The 17,191-nt window shown below is 67.2% G+C and carries 16 protein-coding genes and 1 pseudogene; 11 read left to right on the forward strand and 6 right to left on the reverse strand.

Translation table 11 applies throughout. From position 1 onward, the window contains the following. Window positions 1–17: 17 nt before the first annotated feature. Window positions 18–1,994, reverse strand: a complete 1,977-nt coding sequence (locus ACP3TD_RS09895; protein WP_426762691.1) for an amino acid transporter — start codon at window positions 1,992–1,994, stop codon at window positions 18–20. A gap of 183 nt (window positions 1,995–2,177) precedes the next feature. Here ACP3TD_RS09895 and ACP3TD_RS09900 point away from each other — a divergent pair, with 183 nt between their 5' ends. From ACP3TD_RS09900 to ACP3TD_RS09910, 3 genes are all read left to right on the forward strand, one after another. Continuing rightward, window positions 2,178–4,088, forward strand: a complete 1,911-nt coding sequence (locus ACP3TD_RS09900) for a DUF4118 domain-containing protein (RefSeq protein WP_426762692.1) — start codon at window positions 2,178–2,180, stop codon at window positions 4,086–4,088. After that, window positions 4,085–4,807 (forward strand): response regulator, encoded by a 723-nt coding sequence (locus tag ACP3TD_RS09905; RefSeq protein WP_426762693.1) that lies wholly within the window; start codon window positions 4,085–4,087, stop codon window positions 4,805–4,807. The genes ACP3TD_RS09900 and ACP3TD_RS09905 overlap by 4 nt, the downstream gene beginning before the upstream one ends. A gap of 104 nt (window positions 4,808–4,911) precedes the next feature. Beyond that, window positions 4,912–5,346 carry a VOC family protein gene (locus tag ACP3TD_RS09910; protein ID WP_091719993.1) on the forward strand — a complete coding sequence of 145 codons (435 nt, stop codon included), beginning with the start codon at window positions 4,912–4,914 and terminating at the stop codon, window positions 5,344–5,346. Between the two features lie 98 nt (window positions 5,347–5,444). Here ACP3TD_RS09910 and ACP3TD_RS09915 read toward each other — a convergent pair whose 3' ends face one another. Both ACP3TD_RS09915 and ACP3TD_RS09920 read right to left on the reverse strand, forming a co-directional pair. Further along, a complete protein-coding gene (locus ACP3TD_RS09915; RefSeq protein ID WP_426767316.1) occupies window positions 5,445–5,618 on the reverse strand; it encodes a hypothetical protein in 174 nt (57 codons plus the stop codon). Between the two features lie 14 nt (window positions 5,619–5,632). Next, window positions 5,633–5,800, reverse strand: a pseudogene (locus tag ACP3TD_RS09920) (SDR family NAD(P)-dependent oxidoreductase); the annotation flags it as partial. Window positions 5,801–5,892: 92 nt separating this feature from the next. Between ACP3TD_RS09920 and ACP3TD_RS09925 the strand changes: the two are divergent. The 5 genes from ACP3TD_RS09925 (at window position 5,893) to ACP3TD_RS09945 (ending at window position 9,429) form a co-directional block, all read left to right on the forward strand. Then, window positions 5,893–6,573, forward strand: coding sequence for a hypothetical protein (locus ACP3TD_RS09925; protein WP_426767188.1), 681 nt, complete (start codon window positions 5,893–5,895; stop codon window positions 6,571–6,573). An 18-nt stretch (window positions 6,574–6,591) separates the two neighbouring features. Then, window positions 6,592–7,098 (forward strand): HAD domain-containing protein, encoded by a 507-nt coding sequence (locus tag ACP3TD_RS09930; RefSeq protein ID WP_426762695.1) that lies wholly within the window; start codon window positions 6,592–6,594, stop codon window positions 7,096–7,098. A gap of 152 nt (window positions 7,099–7,250) precedes the next feature. After that, complete coding sequence (locus ACP3TD_RS09935; RefSeq protein WP_426762697.1) at window positions 7,251–8,564, forward strand: anion permease; 1,314 nt, start codon at window positions 7,251–7,253, stop codon at window positions 8,562–8,564. Further along, window positions 8,561–8,782 carry a hypothetical protein gene (locus ACP3TD_RS09940; RefSeq protein ID WP_426762699.1) on the forward strand — a complete coding sequence of 74 codons (222 nt, stop codon included), beginning with the start codon at window positions 8,561–8,563 and terminating at the stop codon, window positions 8,780–8,782. The genes ACP3TD_RS09935 and ACP3TD_RS09940 overlap by 4 nt, the downstream gene beginning before the upstream one ends. 95 nt (window positions 8,783–8,877) lie before the next feature. Next, window positions 8,878–9,429 carry a dihydrofolate reductase family protein gene (locus ACP3TD_RS09945; protein WP_426762700.1) on the forward strand — a complete coding sequence of 184 codons (552 nt, stop codon included), beginning with the start codon at window positions 8,878–8,880 and terminating at the stop codon, window positions 9,427–9,429. 17 nt (window positions 9,430–9,446) lie between these two features. On the opposite strand, the gene ACP3TD_RS09950 is transcribed toward ACP3TD_RS09945, so the two are convergent. Further along, the gene (locus tag ACP3TD_RS09950; RefSeq protein ID WP_426762702.1) at window positions 9,447–9,914 is read right to left on the reverse strand and encodes a PaaI family thioesterase; all 468 of its coding nucleotides are present in this window, start codon (window positions 9,912–9,914) and stop codon (window positions 9,447–9,449) included. A gap of 184 nt (window positions 9,915–10,098) precedes the next feature. On the opposite strand from ACP3TD_RS09950, the gene polA reads away from it, so the two are divergent. From polA to rpsA, 3 genes are all read left to right on the forward strand, one after another. Further along, window positions 10,099–12,741 (forward strand): DNA polymerase I, encoded by a 2,643-nt coding sequence (gene polA / locus ACP3TD_RS09955; RefSeq protein ID WP_426767190.1) that lies wholly within the window; start codon window positions 10,099–10,101, stop codon window positions 12,739–12,741. A gap of 87 nt (window positions 12,742–12,828) precedes the next feature. Next, window positions 12,829–14,118: a GNAT family N-acetyltransferase gene (locus tag ACP3TD_RS09960; RefSeq protein WP_426767192.1), complete on the forward strand. Its 1,290-nt coding sequence runs from the start codon at window positions 12,829–12,831 to the stop codon at window positions 14,116–14,118. Between the two features lie 271 nt (window positions 14,119–14,389). Further along, entirely contained in the window at window positions 14,390–15,865 is a 1,476-nt protein-coding gene (rpsA, locus tag ACP3TD_RS09965) for a 30S ribosomal protein S1 (RefSeq protein WP_056078912.1), read from the forward strand. Window positions 15,866–15,947: 82 nt separating this feature from the next. On the opposite strand, the gene ACP3TD_RS09970 is transcribed toward rpsA, so the two are convergent. After that, window positions 15,948–16,466, reverse strand: coding sequence for a GNAT family N-acetyltransferase (locus ACP3TD_RS09970; RefSeq protein WP_426762703.1), 519 nt, complete (start codon window positions 16,464–16,466; stop codon window positions 15,948–15,950). Continuing rightward, entirely contained in the window at window positions 16,450–17,151 is a 702-nt protein-coding gene (locus ACP3TD_RS09975) for an IMPACT family protein (protein WP_426762705.1), read from the reverse strand. The genes ACP3TD_RS09970 and ACP3TD_RS09975 overlap by 17 nt, the downstream gene beginning before the upstream one ends. Between the last annotated feature and the right edge of the window lie 40 nt (window positions 17,152–17,191).

The raw sequence follows: 17,191 nt of genomic DNA on the forward strand, positions 1-17,191 counted from the left end.
ACCACTTTTCATCCGGGTCAGCCGACGTGGACCCACGGGCGCTGGGTGACGTCCGGTTCGGCCTCGCGCAGGATTTCGCGGGTCACCGGGGCAATCTCGCCCTCGCCGAGCACCAGGAACCGCAGGAGGTTCGACACCGGGTTGCCTTCGGTCCAGCGGAAGTAGATGTGCGGCATCAGCCCCGTGACATCCCGGATGTGCAGGAGCACCGAGGCGATGGTGTTGGGAACCACCGGGCCGTGGACTTCCAGCACGGGGTAGCCGTGGCGGAGGACACCCCGTACTTCGAGGGCCGTTTCGAAGTCCGAGGAGTCGTCCACCATCACTTCCAGGAACAGGGGGGTTGCGTTGTCCGGGAAGTGGCTCGCTTCAGTGGCGGAGGCCAGTTTCCGGCGGTACGCCTCGGCGGACTGGCGCAGCGGCTCGTGGGCGATGATGCCGATGGGGCCGGCTACCGCAGAGGTGACGAACTGGAGCGCCTCAGTGTCCAGACGGACGTGGGTGGCGTGCAGCTCGAAGGACCGCAGCACCCTGGACAGCAGGGAGATAGCCACGATCGCCAGGATGAAGAACCCGGCAATCCGGATGCCCTCGGGCCGCTCGAAGATGTTGGCCACCGTGGTGTAGAGGAAGAGCAGCGCAATGACGGAGAAGCCGAAACTCCTGCGCCGTTGCCGGAGCCGGCGCGCGGACAACGTCACGGCAACTGCGGCGGAGGTCATCAGCACCAGGACGCCGGTGGCGTAGGCACCGCCCTGGGCATCGACGTCGGCCTCGAACAGCACCGTGATGAGGATGCCCGTCAGCGTGAAGACCAGCACCAGGGGCCGGACCGCTTTGGCCCACTCCGGCGCCATGCCGTAGCGGGGCAGGTACCGGGGTACGAGGTTCAGGAGCCCGGCCATAGCGGAGGCGCCGGCAAACCACAGGATGGCGATGGTGCTGATGTCGTATACGGTCCCGAACTCCGGGCCCAGGTAGGTGTGCGCCAGGAACGCCAGGGCCCGTCCATTCGCCTCGCCGCCGGGCTGGAACTGCTGCTCCGGAATCAGGACCACCGTGGCGAAGCTGCTGGTGATGAGGAACGTGCTCATGATCAGGGCGGCAGTGGTCAGCATGCGGCGGGTGCCGCGGATCCGCCCCGCAGGGTTGGCCTCGGTGTCGCCGGCGGCGCCCCGGATCTGCGGCATCACGGCCACGCCCGTCTCAAAACCGGACAGGCCCAGTGCCAGGCGGGGGAAGACGAGCAGCGCCACCGCCACCGCCATGAGGGGGTTTCCGTGGCTGGTGGTGAGGGCATCCCACCATCCGCTGACCGCCACCGGGTGGGTGGCTGCCTCGGCGAGTGCCCGGGCCACCACCACCACGTTCAGTGCCAGGTACACGGCCACGAGGACCACGGCGATTCCGATGGCCTCCTTGAAGCCGCGCAGGAACACCGCCGCGAGCAGTCCCAACAGCACCAGGGTGATGGCGACATTCTGGCCGTGCAGCCAGCCCGGTGCGAAGGGGTTCTCGATCAGGTGGGCGGTGGCATCGGCGGCGGACAGCGTCATGGTGATCATGAAGTCGGTCGCCGCGAAGCCGAGGAGGACCAGGACCAGCAGCTTGCCGCCCCAACGTGGAAGGAGGCGTTCGAGCATGGCGATGGACCCCTCGCCGCGCGGGCTCTCCGCCGCCACCCGGCGGTACACGGGCAGCGCACCGAACAGGGTGACCGCCACCAGCACCAGGGTGGCGAGCGGGGAGATGGCACCGGCGGCCAGGGCAGCGATGGCAGGCTGGTAGCCCAGGGTGGAGAAGTAGTCCACGCCCGTCAGGCACATCACCTGCCACCAGCGGTGCTTCCGGTGCCCGCTGGCTGCCACGCCGCCCGGACCCTGGTGCGTGCCCTTGGTGTCCTGCAGCCCGAACAGCAGCCAGTTCTTCATCGCCACGCCCCGGGGAAGCGGTGGGGCCGAGGGATCAGCCGGGGGCCGGCTCATGGTGGTCATCGCCATGCCTTTCGATTCAAAGTCCCGGCACGCCGCCGGGCACAGCCGAACGTAGCACCGGGCACGGGCCGCGGAACCGGTAAACGGGCGATCTTGATGCATCCTTAACACCGTTGTGAGCGGACCCACACCGCGCCGCCCCACCGCGCGTCCACCTGCCGCAACGGTGGAAGAATGTGCCTCATGGCAACAGAACGGATCGTCGCCGGCCTTAAGGGCGGAGACGACGACGAACTCCTGGTCAGGCGCGCCGCGCGCCTTGCGGGGCGCGGAGGCGGGGAGTTGCTGGCGGTGCACGTGAGGACCCCCTCAGGGACCCGCGGCGACTCGCCACGCGCCCTCGAGGACCAGAGGCGGGCAGTTGCCGGCCTGGGCGGCGAGTACCACGCGCTCGCCGGAACCGACGTCGCGCAGGCCCTCTTGGACTATGCGCGGTCGGTGCAGGCAACCCACATCCTGGTGGGACAGTCCCGGCGGCGGCGGATTGCGGGACTGTTCCGCGGCAGCGTTGAAGCCCGGGTGGTGCGCGACGCCGGCGACATCGATGTCCAGGTGGTGCCCCGCGACCCGGCCGCCCACCCGATGCGGCGTGCGCGGACCGAACTGGGCCGGGGCCGGACCCTGGCCGGATTCGCGCTCGCGGCGTTCCTTCCGGCAGTGCTTCAGCTGCTCCTCGCCGTCCAGGACCACAGCGTGGCCACGGCGGTGCTGGTCCAGCTGGCCGGAGCGGTGGCTGTGGCCCTGGTGGGCGGGCTGTGGCCGGCTGTGGCCGGTGCCCTTTGGAGCAGCCTGCTGGTCAACTACTTTTCCACGCCGCCCGTGGGGGACCTTGCCATCCACGACCCCCAGGACGTCCTGGCGCTGGGCGTCTTCGTGGGCGTGTCCGTTGCCGTGGCCGGCGTGGTGGACGGATCAGCCCGCCGCTCCAAGGAAGCGGCCCTCGCCCGGGCCGAAGCGGCAACCCTGGCTGACCTGGCCCTGGGGGCCTCCCGCTCAGAGGACTCGCTGCAGGCGCTGCTTTCGGAGTCACTGAGTGTCTTCGGGGTCTCCGGAGCCGCCGTGGTCACGGCGGCCGCGGACCCTCCGCAGCCGGGCTGGGAACTTGTGGCGGGAGCGGGGGCCATCCCGGACTGGGACGGGGGCCCGGACGGTTCGGCGGCTCGGACTGCCGAAGAACTGGGCAGCCGCACATGGCTGCTCCTGTTCGGACGGGAAATTCCCCGGGCGGAGCGCCGGCTGCTGGACGCCTTCGGGGTTCATGTCCGGGCCCGGCTCGAACGGCGGCAATTGGAGGCGAGCAGGCTCGAGATTTCCCGACTTGCCGAGGGGAACGCTATGCGGACCGCCATCCTCCGGGCAGTGTCCCACGATCTTCGGACACCGCTGGCAGGCATCAAGCTGGCGGCCGGGGGCCTGCTCCAGGACGGCGTCGGCTATGGTCCGGAGGAACGGCGGGAACTCCTGGAAACCATCGATGAATGCACTGACCGGCTGGACGGGCTGGTGGGCAACCTCCTGGACATGTCCAGGATTACTGCCCAGTCCGTGGAACCGCTGCTGGAACCCGTGCGGTGGCGGGTCGCTGTGGATCATGCCCTCCGGACGTGCCCCGCCGGAGCTTTAACGGTGGCCCTTCCTGCCAACATGCCGGCTGTGGAAGCGGACCCCGGGCTGCTGGAGCGCGCCATCGCCAACATCGTGGAGAATGCCCTGAAATACGCCCCCGGTTCGGGCATCACCATATCCGGTACCCCGATGCAGCAAGCCGGCCCGGGCGGCCACCCTGCCGGCGAGCTGCGCATCATCGACCACGGCCCGGGTGTCCCGGCCCGCAAGGTAGTGGAGATGTTCCAGCCGTTCCAGCGGCTGGGGGACGCGGATCAGGGAACCGGCATCGGGCTGGGACTGGCCGTGGCACAGGGTTTCGTGCAGGCGATGCGCGGAAGCCTCGACGCTGAAGAAACGCCGGGCGGCGGTCTGACGATGGTCATCCGCCTGCCGCTGTCCGCCGGGCCACCCGTGGCAGGATATCCGGTTGCCGGCCGTGCCCTCACGGGACCCGGTGCCGGGCCGGCGGGAGGGGCGGGGGCATGACGCCGGCGAACCAGGATACGACGGCGGCCGGCGCAGCGGCTGCCCCCGCCAGGGTGCTGGTGGTGGACGATGATCCCCATCTCCTGAAGGCGCTGCGGATCACCCTTGCCGCCCACGGGTACGCCGTGGACGCGGCCGCCGACGGCGCCTCGGCGCTCCTTTCGGCGTCGCGGCACGCGCCGGACCTGCTGATCCTGGACCTGGGACTGCCGGACATGGACGGCGTCGAAATGCTGCGGGACCTGCGGCGGTGGAGCACGATGCCGGTGCTGGTGCTGTCGGCCCGGCATGGCTCGGCGGACAAGGTGGGCGCCCTGGACGCGGGCGCCGACGACTACATCACCAAGCCCTTCGGGCTGGACGAACTCCTGGCACGGCTGCGCGCCCTGCAGCGCCGCGTCCCTGCCCCGGAAGCGGCACCCGTGGTGGCCTCCGCGGCGTTCAGCGTGGATCTGGCGGCCCGCCGGGTGGACCGCGGTGGCACTGTGGTCCGGCTGACGCCCACCGAATGGAAGATCCTCGAAATCCTGGTCCTGAACCCCGACCGGCTCATCACGCAGCAGCAGCTGCTGGCACGGGTGTGGGGTCCCGGCTACGTCAAAGAGGCCAACTATCTGCGCGTGTACATGGCGCAGTTGCGGCGGAAGCTGGAAACCGACGCCGGCAAGCCGCGGCACCTGCTCACGGAACCCGGCATTGGGTACCGGTTCGTGCCCTGACCAACCGGGCGGGGCGGCCAGCCGCAACCCCTATTCCCAGGGGCGCCCATGGGGCAGGATGTTGTCTGGTTCATGAGCACGACACCATGCGAAGGAGATCCAGTATGCCGACCATCCTCAACCCGTACATCAGCTTCCGGGACAACGCCCGCGAGGCCCTGAACTTCTACCAGTCAGTCTTCGGGGGCGACCTGCGGGTCAGCACGTTCGGTGAATACCAGATGGCCGAGGACCCGGCAGAAGCCGAGAAGGTCATGCACGGCATGCTGACCACGCCCAACGGCCTGGTGCTCATGGGCTCGGACACCCCCAACCACATGGAATTCAGCGAGGGCTCCGCCATCTCCATTTCCCTCAGCGGCGAAGACGAAACGGAGCTTCGCGGATACTACGACAAGCTCAGCGGCGACGGCGGCGCCGTCACCGTTCCCATGGAGAAATCCCCGTGGGGTGACGTCTTCGGCATGTGCACGGACCGGTTCGGCGTCGCGTGGCTGGTCAACGCCAACGCGGGGGAGCGTGCCGCAGACGCCCCCTGATCCGGCAGTCAAATCAGCGAAGGGCACCCCCGCGAAATACCGCAGGGGTGCCCTTCCCGGTTCCTGGCCGGTGCTACACCCGACCGCAAGTCCAGTTCTTATGCCCGCGGCAGGCCAACGGCCCTGCTGATGAGCGTGTCGAACATCCGGTCGGTGAGGAGCCTGCGGGCCGCCTGGGCCGCGCAGGGTCTCTTGCCGGAGGTTTCCTCAACGAAGTCTGCTGTGATGCCGCCCCACTCGGTTTCGATCCCGCCGGGTTCAATGACCACCACGTCGATGCCTCGTCGGTGACGTCCATGGCCAGCGGGCTGATGCCGTGCCGCGCAAGGTCCTGGAGCCGGCCGGTCCGACGTGCGGCGCCGTACACGGTGAAACCCAGGGCGTGGAGTTTCCTGGCGGTGGCCTCTCCGATTCCGGAGGATGCTCCCGTGACGAGGGCGGTCCTGGTACTCATGCCTGTGCTCCTGTCCTGTGATGACCTACATCATGAACCAACGGCTACGCCGCAGCCTTGAGGCAGCCCCTGGCGCCTGCGAGGATGGTGCAGTGGAGCACCTCTTTGATTTCCTCTCCGATAAATGGTGGCTGGTCTTTCCGCTGACCGCTTTCGCCGGCCACTATGCCAATTCGTGGCGCAAAGCCAGCGAGCGGCGGCACCGGCGCAAGGTGGAACTGCTCACGTTGAAGAACCAGGCCCGGGAGGCCGGGAAGGCTTCGGCAGCCGACGTGGAGGCGCTGACCGCCACGCATGACGCCACCAACCGGCGCTGGCTCGAGTACGAACTCGACGTGGGTAAGCTCATCGATTTTCCCCTCATGACAGACGTGCGCGAACCCCTGACCGTCGCGTTCCTGCGGGCCAAGCGCGACGCCGACGGCCAGCGTCCCCACTCCTCCGCTGACCTGTCGCCGGCCCAGCTGGACGCCTACCGGACGGCAGTGAACGCCTTTGCAGTTGCCTTGGACGTGGCGGAGCGGGAAGCCCGCCGGATCCGCGACAGCAAGTTTTCCGGGCCGGAGCGTGAGCGGCTCGCCACGGCCAGGAAGCTGCTGATGATTGCTGAGAACGCGGCCGCCACCCCGGCGGAGCGCCAGGCCGCCTACAAGCGGGCGCGGCGGGAACTGGACGGCCTGATCGTCCTGCCGGACGTGACCATTGCCGCGCTCGAGAGGCTCGCTGCGCCAGGCCTGGACACCGGACGCACGCCATCGGACCAGCCGGGCTGACCCGCGCGGACGGACACCGTGGCACGCACGCTGTATATCGACGTCGACGGCGTCATCTGCCCTTTTGGGCCGGCTGGAACCACCGGCTGGGGTACTGCGTGGCGTCGGGCCGACGCCGGGCTGCTGCCCGTGGCCTATGCCGCTGAGCTGGTCACCGGGCTCAACAGCATCGCCGGCACTGAAGGCGTCCGCTGCGTGTGGCTCACCAGCTGGGAGGAGCTTGCCCCCCAGTATCTGTGCCCGGCCATCGGCCTGGACGGCAGGGACTGGCCGTATCTCACGGCGGCCGGAGCGGGAACGGGGGAGGGGTGGTGGAAACTTCAGGCCATCATGGACCACGTGGAAGCCACCGGTCCGGAGGCCGCCGTGTGGATCGATGACCAGCTCGGCTATGAGGCGGAAGCGCAGTCATGGGTGCGGCTGCTGGGCCGCCGGATGCTTGCCGTATCCCCGGATCCCCGGCGCGGAATCTCGGCCGCCGAACTGGAGTCCGTCCGGTGTTTCCTGGCCGGATCGCTGTTTTGACCTGCTGCCATGGACGCGTACGATCGATAGGGTTTCGCACCGGTTTGGTTAGCAGCACAGGACATTCCCCACGAACATCCGGTGAATTATGCTGTGCACGGCAGCCGGGGTACGGAAACTGCTGAACACCAACTCTGCAGATTGGGCAACAGGTGGACATCACCTTCATGGTGGCGCTGGTCATTGCACTGGCTCTATTTTTCGACTTCACGAACGGCTTCCACGACACCGCGAACGCCATGGCAACACCCATCGCTACGGGTGCCATCAAGCCGAAGACCGCGGTGACTCTGGCCGCCCTCCTCAACCTGGTGGGCGCTTTTCTGTCCACTGAGGTGGCGAAGACAGTTTCCGGCGGCATCATCCGCGAAGGCTCCGGCGCGAGTCCGATCACTCCGGAGATCATCTTCGCGGGCCTGATGGGTGCCATCCTCTGGAACATGATCACGTGGCTTAAGGGACTGCCGTCCAGTTCCTCGCACGCCCTGTTCGGCGGCCTGATCGGTGCGGCCATCGTTGGCATCGGCTTCAACTCCATCAACCTGGAGAGCTTGCTGCAGAAGGTCATCCTGCCGGCCATCTTCGCACCCCTTATCGCCGGGCTGGTTGCTTATGTGTGTACCCGCCTCGCCTATGCCCTGACGTCCCGGCATGATCCCGAGACGGGCAGCAAGCTGACGCAAAAGCGTGGCGGCTTCCGCACGGGCCAGATCTTCACCTCCAGCCTCGTGGCGTTGGCGCACGGCACCAACGACGCGCAGAAGACCATGGGCATCATCACCCTGGTCCTCATCGCCGCCGGCACCCAGGCTCCGGGCACCGGACCCCAGTTCTGGGTCATCGCCGCCTGTGCGCTGGCCATCGCCATCGGTACGTACTCCGGCGGTTGGCGCATCATCCGCACCATGGGATCCGGCCTCACCGAGGTCAAGCCGGCCCAGGGCTTCGCCGCCGAGACCAGCACCGCATCAGCCATCCTGGCTTCATCGCACCTGGGCTTCGCGCTGTCCACCACGCAGGTGGCCTCCGGTTCCGTCATCGGCTCCGGGATGGGCCGCAAGGGAACCACCGTCCGCTGGAACATGGTGGGAAAGATTGCCATCGGCTGGCTGTTCACCCTTCCGGCGGCCGGCATCGTCGGCGCGCTGACTGCCCTGCTCGTCAGCACCGGGGTGGTGGGAGTCCTCATCGCGGCGATCGCCGGTACGGGCGCCGTGCTGTTCATGTTCTTCTACTCACGCAAGTCCGCAGTGGGCCACCACAACGCCGTGGAGGTCGAGGAAGCCGGGCAGGCCGTCCGCTTCGCCAAGAAGAAGGCCATGGCCCGGGCACGCGCCGAAGCCAAGGCCAAAGCGAAAGCCGAAGCCAGCGCCACGGCAAACGCCAGGCCGCAGGCGGAACCGGAGCCGCAGTCACAGGCGCCGGCCGACGCCGACGCAACCAACTCGAAGGAAACGCAGCGATGAAGTGGTTGGAACTCCTCACAGTTGCCGGCGCCACACTCATTGCCGCTTCCACGGTGGTGACGCTGTACGCGCTGGGTGTCCGGCTGACGGCGATTGCCGCCGATGCCCAGCAGCCCTCTCCCGGGCTGAAGCGGTCACTGGCCTACGTCTGCTTTGGCCTCTGTGGTGCCGCGGTCCTCTTCGGGCTCTACCTGATCATTCCGTACTTCTCCAAGTAGCCACCGTCCTCCAGGCGGCCACCGCGGTCCTGCCCGGCACAACGGCCACGGCAGACGTACTGGGCAGGCCCTGCGCCGTTGGCTAGGCTTGGCCCATGCCACGCATCCAGTACTTCGTCGCCGCCTCCCTGGACGGCTTCATCGCCACCTCCGGGGACGATCTCGGCTGGCTCCTGCAGTTCGACGGTTTCGAGGGCGGCAGCGAAAGCTACGAATCGTTCATGGCAGATGTGGGCTGCATCGTCATGGGCGGTGAGACCTACGCCTGGCTGATGGAACATGAACCGGGCAAATGGCCATACCCGTCCACCCCCTGCTACGTCTTCACCCACCACGAACACGCGGCCCCGCCGGGCTCTGACATCACATTCGTCCGGGGTGGCGTCACCGAGTTTGCCGATGACTTCCGCGCGGACGCCGCAGGCCGGAACATCTGGGTGGTGGGTGGCGGCAACCTTGCCGCCCAGTTCGCAGCTGCGGGTCTCCTGGACGAGATCATCCTCTCCGTCATCCCTGTCATCCTGGGCGACGGCAAGCGCCTGCTGCCCATTCAGGGCCCGACGCCGCCGCTTGAGCTGACTGCCTCCCGAACCCTGGGCAGGGGCATCGTTGAGTCCCGTTACCTGCTCAGCGGCGGAACCTCCTAGAGGTTCCGCCGGACGCCCTAAGCCCCGACGTTGTCGCGGAGCATGTTGGTGATCCGGGCCGTGGATAGCCTGCGGCCCGCTTCGTCGGTCATGACGACTTCGTGCGTGGCCAGTGTGCCGCCCAGGTGAATGGCGGTGCAGGTGCCGGTCACCAGGCCTTTCGCGATCGACCGGTGGTGGGTGGCGTTTACCTCGATTCCCACAGCGTGCCGGTGCGGGCCGGCGTGCATGGCGGCTGAGAACGAGCCAAGGGTTTCAGCCAGGACCACGTGCGCACCGCCGTGAAGGATCCCCGCCACCTGCGTGTTCCCTTCCACCGGCATGGTGGCCACGGTCCGTTCCGGGCTCATTTCCAGGAACCGGATCCCCATTTTCACCACCAGCGCGCCGATGCCGAACTGTCCCAGCCAGCCGTGCAGGTGCTCCGGGACGCCGGCCGCGGTCAGCTCGGCCGCAAAGGGGCCGGGCGTGAAATTGTCCATCATGCCAACTAGGCTGGCACCTGTGAGTGAAACAACCAAACCGGCCCCTCTTCCATCCCCAGTACTTCCGCAGGGCGCCGCTGCCCAGGATGCGGCCCCCTCAGCCGGTGAGTCGGTTTCAGCCACTGCCGCCCCCGTCGTACCGATGACCGGCCAGCCCCGGCTGCTGGTCCTCGACGGCCATTCCATGGCGTTCCGCGCGTTCTTTGCCCTGCCGGCAGACAAATTCTCCACATCCAACGGTCAGCACACCAACGCCATCCACGGATTCACGTCCATGCTGATCAACCTCATCAAGGAACAGCAGCCCACCCACATTGCCGTGGCCTTCGACGTCTCCGACGAATCGACCCACCGCAAGGCCGAATACAGCGAATACAAGGGCGGCAGGAACGAAACGCCGCGGGAGATGAGTGGCCAGATCGACCTCATCGGCCAGGTGATGGAGGCCTGGGGAATCAAGACCATCAAGATGCCCGGCTACGAAGCCGACGACATCCTGGCCACCCTCGCGGCGATGGGCGAGAAGGCCGGCCACGAGGTGCTTCTGGTGTCCGGTGACCGCGATGCGTTCCAGCTCATCACCGACAACGTCTTTGTCCTCTACCCGAAGAAGGGCGTGAGCGACATCCCGCGGATGGACGCCGCGGCCATCGAAGCGAAGTACTTCGTCCCGCCGTCCCGATATTCGGACCTCGCCGCGCTGGTGGGCGAGACCGCGGACAACCTCCCCGGCGTACCCGGCGTCGGTCCCAAGACTGCGGCGAAGTGGATCAACCTCTACGGCGGGCTCGAAGGGGTCCTGGAACACCTCGACTCCATCGGCGGGAAGGTGGGGGACTCCCTCCGCGAAAACGTGGACAACGTCAAGCGGAACCGGCGCCTCAACCAGCTGCACACAGACCTGGAACTGCCGGTCACCCTCGATGACCTGTACGAGCCCCGCCCCGACCAGGCGGCCTTGGAAGACCTCTTCGATGAGCTGGAATTCAAGACCATCCGCAGCCGGCTCTTCGCGCTCTACGGCAACGACGACGCCCCCGCCGCCGAACGCGAAAGCATCGAGGCGCCCGCCTACACCGTCCCGGCCACCGCGGACGAACTGGCCGCGTTCCTGGCCGGAGGGGACGGGCAGCGCTCAGCCCTCGCCGTCGACCTCGTCCCGGGACGCATCGGCGAAGACGCCGCCGGCGTGGCCATCGTCCGTGCGGGCGGCGCCGTCTACCTGGACCTCGCCGCCCTTGACGCGGACACCGAAAATGAGCTGGCGGCCTGGCTCCGCGACCCCGAATCGCCCAAGGTGCTGCACGGGTTCAAGGCCGCACTGAAGGCACTCACCGCCCGCGGACTGGAGCTCGAAGGCGTGGTGGACGATACGTCCATCTCGGGCTACCTCATCCAGCCGGACCGGCGCACCTACGAGCTCGCCGAGCTCGCCCAGCACCACCTCAATGTCGGCATGCCGGCCGTCACCGCCAAGGCAGGCCAGCTGGAGCTGTCCTTCGACGGCAACGACACCGCCGCCGCCGAGGCACTGGTCCAGGCTGCCGCCGTCGTCTCCGCCTTGAGCCGGTTCTTCGAAACCGAGCTGAAGGAACGCCGGGCCGAAGAGCTCCTGTCCACGCTTGAGCTGCCGGTCAGCCGTGTCCTCGCGGACATGGAACTGGCCGGCATCGGGATCGACCTGGACCGCATGGACGAACAGCTCGCCGACCTCGCCAGGGTGATCGACCAGGCGCAGGAGCAGGCCTTCGCGGCGATCGGCCATGAGGTCAACCTTGGCTCGCCGAAGCAGCTGCAGACGGTCCTGTTCGAGGAACTGCAGCTGCCCAAGACCAAGAAGATCAAGTCCGGCTACACCACCGATGCCGCATCGCTGAAGAACCTCCTGGAGAAAACCGGCCACGAGTTCCTGGTCCAGCTCATGGCCCACCGTGAAGCCGCCAAGCTGCGCCAGATGATCGAGTCCCTGAAGAAGTCGGTGGCCGACGACGGCCGCATCCACACCACGTATGCCCAGAACGTAGCAGCCACGGGCCGGATCTCGTCCAACAACCCCAACCTGCAGAACATCCCCATCCGCAGCGAGGAAGGCCGGCGCGTCCGCGGCATCTTCGTGGTCAGTGACGGATACGAGTGCCTGCTGTCCGCGGACTATTCCCAGATCGAGATGCGCATCATGGCGCACCTCTCCGGCGACGCCGGGCTGATCCAGGCGTACAAGGACGGCGAGGACCTGCACCGGTTCGTCGGCTCGAACATCTTCCACGTGCCGACGGACCAGGTCACCAGCGCCATGCGTTCCAAGGTCAAGGCCATGTCCTATGGCCTGGCGTACGGCCTGACGTCCTTCGGGCTGTCCAAGCAGCTTGAGATTTCCGTGGATGAGGCCCGCACCCTCATGAAGGACTACTTCGACCGGTTCGGTGCCGTCCGCGACTATCTGCGCGGAGTGGTGGACCAGGCAAGGGTGGACGGCTACACCTCCACCATCGAAGGCCGCCGCCGCTACCTGCCGGACCTCACCAGCACGGACCGCCAGCTCCGCGAGAACGCCGAACGCATTGCGCTCAACAGCCCCATCCAGGGCTCTGCCGCGGACATCATCAAGCGGGCCATGCTCGGTGTCCACGCCGAACTGCAGGCCCAGGGACTCAAGTCGCGGATGCTGCTGCAGGTCCACGACGAACTCGTCCTCGAGGTGGCGCCCGGAGAGCGTGCGGCGGTGGAGGCCCTGGTCACCGAGCAGATGGCCGCCGCCGCAGACCTCACCGTGCCGCTGGAAGTCCAGATCGGCGTCGGGCCCTCCTGGTACGACGCCGGCCACTAGGCTGCGTGGGCAGACCCGCCCGGTCCCGGGCGTGTCCGCGCTGGTCAGGCGCCGGATGCATTGGTTACGCTCTCCCTTGTGGCTGATTTGAGCGGAAACTATGACATCCGGCGCTTCCCGGCGGTATCCAAGGGGAAAAACGGGTACGCCGAAGCCGAAACCTGGGCGCAGGCCGTAGGGTTCGGATTCCATGAGTCCACCCGGACCCCCGAGCACCGCGAACGTTCGCTCGCCACCTACGAAGTGGACGGCCGCATCTTCACCGGCGCCTACCAGACCGGTACTGTGGCACCGTCGTCGCTGCCGGCAGATGTCCCGGTGGCCACGTTCGGAACGTTCCGGAAAACGCTGAACATCGGCTTCGGCCGCATGCTCGAAGCCCAGCTGGTCACGGCCGTGACCGTACGTACGTCGCACCGCCGGCGCGGCCTGCTGCGACGCATGATGACCGAGGACCTGCAGGGTGCCAAGGACGACGGCATAGCGGTCGCCGCGCTGACGGCCTCCGAAGGATCCATCTACGGGCGGTTCGGCTACGGCGTGGCCAGCCTCGAGCGCTCCATCAAGGTGGACACCACGGCGCGTTTCAAGCTCGCACACCAGGCCACCGGAACCATAGACGTCGCCGACCCCAAGGTCCTGCTGGACGTGGCGCCGGCCGTCTTCGACCGCGTCCACCGCAACACCCCTGGCTCCATCGGCCGGCAGGACTGGTACCGTCAGCTGGCCTCGGGCTCCCTGGGCCGCGACGGCAAGGAGGACCCGGCCATCAAGGTGGCGCTCCACTATGCTGCCGACGGCGGCGTGGACGGCTACGTCTCCTACAAGTTCCTCGGATGGGAAACCGAGCCTTACACCGTGGAGGTGGTGGACCTGGTGGCCGCCACGGACCACGCCTACCTTGAGCTGTGGGAGTACCTTGCAGCCATCGACCTCGTGGAGCGGGTCTCCTGGAACGAGGCGCCGGTGGACGATCCACTGGCCTGGGCGCTGGTGGACCCGCGCTGCATCGACGCCTCGGACAGCCGCGACATGCTGTGGCTGCGGCTCCTCGACGTTTCCTCGGCGCTGGCCGCCAGGCACTACCCGGCAGACGGCCGGCTGGTCCTCGCCGTCGGGGACACCCTCGGCCTCACCGGCGGAACCTTCGCCCTTGATGTCGACGGCGGCCAGGCCGCCGTCGAACGCGTCCCCGACGAAACGTCCGCCGACCTCGAACTGGACGTCTCCGCGTTGTCCTCGATCTACCTGGGCGGTGTGTGCCCGGTGACGCTGAAGGCGGCCGGGAAAATCCGCGAGGCCACGCAGGGGTCCGCACTCAAGGCTAAGCAGATGTTCGCCGTTGAGCGGGCAACACACTGCCTTACCCACTTCTGACCGGTTCCGCAGCCGGACCTCCGCCGGGGGCGGATCGCCAAGGCGCCGGATGTGCTGCTGCTTTTGACCCTTGTTGCGCGCTGCGACTAGAATAAACGGGCGTGTACCACGTGCACGCTTCTGCGGTGATAAAACACTTCAGTACACCAATCCATAAATCAGGATGACCCGGGGAATCCATCGGATTTCCCGAAAATCACGCCTGCGTTCCATGACGCGGGCGCGCCGGTTGACCTGACCGACTAACTATCCACAACGGAGCCCCTACTACATGACCATCACCTCCACCGAGAAGCCCGGTACCCCCGTAGTCGCCATTAACGACATCGGTACCGCTGAGGACTTCCTCGCAGCAGTCGACGCGACCATCAAGTACTTCAACGACGGAGACCTCGTCGAAGGTACCGTCGTCAAGGTCGACCGCGATGAAGTCCTGCTCGACATCGGTTACAAGACCGAAGGTGTCATCCCCTCCCGCGAGCTGTCCATCAAGCACGACGTTGATCCCGGAGACGTCGTCTCCGTTGGCGATCAGGTCGAAGCCCTGGTGCTCACCAAGGAAGACAAAGAAGGCCGTCTGATCCTCTCCAAGAAGCGTGCTCAGTACGAGCGTGCCTGGGGCGACATCGAGAAGGTCAAGGAAGAAGACGGTGTCGTCACCGGTACCGTCATCGAGGTTGTCAAGGGTGGTCTTATCCTCGACATCGGCCTGCGCGGCTTCCTGCCCGCATCCCTCGTCGAGATGCGCCGTGTGCGCGACCTTGCTCCGTACATCGGTCAGCAGATCGAAGCCAAGATCATCGAGCTGGACAAGAACCGCAACAACGTTGTGCTGTCCCGCCGTGCATGGCTCGAGCAGACCCAGTCCGAGGTCCGCTCCACGTTCCTCAACAAGCTGGAAAAGGGCCAGGTCCGTCCCGGCGTCGTTTCCTCCATCGTGAACTTCGGTGCATTCGTGGACCTGGGCGGCGTAGACGGCCTCGTCCACGTTTCCGAGCTGTCCTGGAAGCACATCGACCACCCGTCCGAGGTTGTCGAAGTTGGCCAGGAAGTCACTGTCGAGGTCCTCGAGGTCGACCTGGACCGCGAGCGCGTTTCCCTGTCGCTCAAGGCTACGCAGGAAGATCCGTGGCAGACCTTCGCCCGCACCCACGCCCTCGGCCAGGTTGTTCCGGGTAAGGTCACCAAGCTGGTTCCGTTCGGTGCGTTCGTCCGCGTCGAAGACGGCATCGAAGGCCTGGTCCACATCTCCGAGCTCGCCGTGCGCCACGTTGAGCTGGCCGAGCAGGTTGTGTCCGTTGGCGACGAACTGTTCGTCAAGGTCATCGACATCGACCTGGAACGCCGCCGCATCTCGCTGTCCCTCAAGCAGGCCAACGAGGGCGTCGACGCCGACAGCACCGAATTCGATCCCGCTCTGTACGGCATGGCCGCAGAGTACGACGAAGAGGGCAACTACAAGTACCCTGAGGGCTTCGATCCGGAGTCCAACGAGTGGCTTGAAGGCTACGAGAACCAGCGCGCCGCCTGGGAGCAGCAGTACGCTGACGCCCAGACCCGTTGGGAAGCCCACAAGAAGCAGGTTACCCAGCACGCCGCCGATGACGCTGCAGCAGCAACGTCCGGCGACAGCGACTCGGGTACCACCAGCTACTCCTCGGAGCCCGCTGCCACCGATTCCGGTGCCGGCACCCTGGCTTCGGACGAGGCGCTTGCTGCCCTGCGTGAGAAGCTGACCGGCAACTAATTGCCACCGGCCCTTCGGGGCTGACACAACAGGCCCCCTGCCCACACGGCAGGGGGCCTGTTGGTTTAAAGCCGGCGCGGACTTAAAGGTCGACGACGGCGAGGACCGTTCCGTCGTCGTCGGGCGTGAGGCGGCAGCCCGCTGAGGCCAGCAGCTGCCGGGCGGCCCGGTTGCCGGCCAGCGTCCGGGCGGTGACGCGGGAGAGTCCCGCACGGCGGGCGTGTTCCAGGACCAGCGTCAGCGCGGCGCTGCCGATGCCCCGGGACCGGTAGGTCCGTCCCAGCCAGATGCCGGTCTCCGCGGTGGGGACTCCTGCCGGTGCCACCCGTTTCAGGCGCACGGACCCTGCGGCGTGGCCGGCGCTGAAGACTGCCCAGCTCTTTTCCCCGGCCGCCCCGTCCAGTCCGGCCGCGGCCTCGCGGTGGTAGTTTCGGAACCACGCTGTGCGTTCCGGGTTCCAGCCGGGTCCGCCCAGCGGGGGAGCAACCTCGTCCGGGGACGCGTCCCGCTGCGCAAGGGACAGCAGCTGTTCCAGCACCAGCTCATCGACGTCCACCAGCGTCACGCCGGGGGAGTGCGGCGGTTCAGGCGTTGGGAACATCAATCCACTCCGTTCCCTCAGGGGTCAGCGTGGCGGACCCGGCGGTCAGGCCCAGCACCCGTTCGGCCGCGGCGGAGACTTCAGGGTCGGTGTCCGGCACGGCGATGCGCAGCAGTGTATGGCTGCCTCCGTAGCTGGTGCCCGCCATGGTGAAACCGCCGGCACGGAGATCGTTCTCAAGCCGTCCGGCAACGCCGTGCGGCACGGGGATGGCACAGATCCGCAGCCGGCTGCGCCGCACCAGGGGCGCCAAAGCCAGTGCCGAGGACACAGATTCCGAGTAGGCACGCACCAGGCCGCCGGCGCCCAGCAGGATGCCGCCGAAATAGCGTACGACGACGGCGCTGACGTCGCTGAGGTCCGTGGCCCCGGGCACGGTTTCCTTCTTGGTGAGGGCTTCCAGCATCGGGATGCCGGCGGTTCCGGAGGGTTCGCCGTCGTCACTGGAGCGCTGGATGTCACGGTCCGGTCCGATGACGAACGCGGAGCAGTGGTGCCTGGCGTCGTGGAACTCGCGGCGGAGGTCTGACACCAGTGATCGTGCTTCGTCTTCGCTGCCGGACCGGCGCAGCACGGTGATGAACCGTGAGCGCTTGATTTCCAGCTCGTGCCGGAAGTCCTCCCCGGCTGACAGGGTGGTGTAGGCCGTGGCCCTGCTGTTCCCGGCCTCCGCTGCTTCCACCACGGGCTCAGTCTAACTGCAGCCGAAGGGCCGCTATTGCGGC

The sequence above is a fragment of the Pseudarthrobacter sp. 1G09 genome, assembly GCF_050038305.1.
GTDB lineage: Bacteria > Actinomycetota > Actinomycetes > Actinomycetales > Micrococcaceae > Arthrobacter > Arthrobacter equi.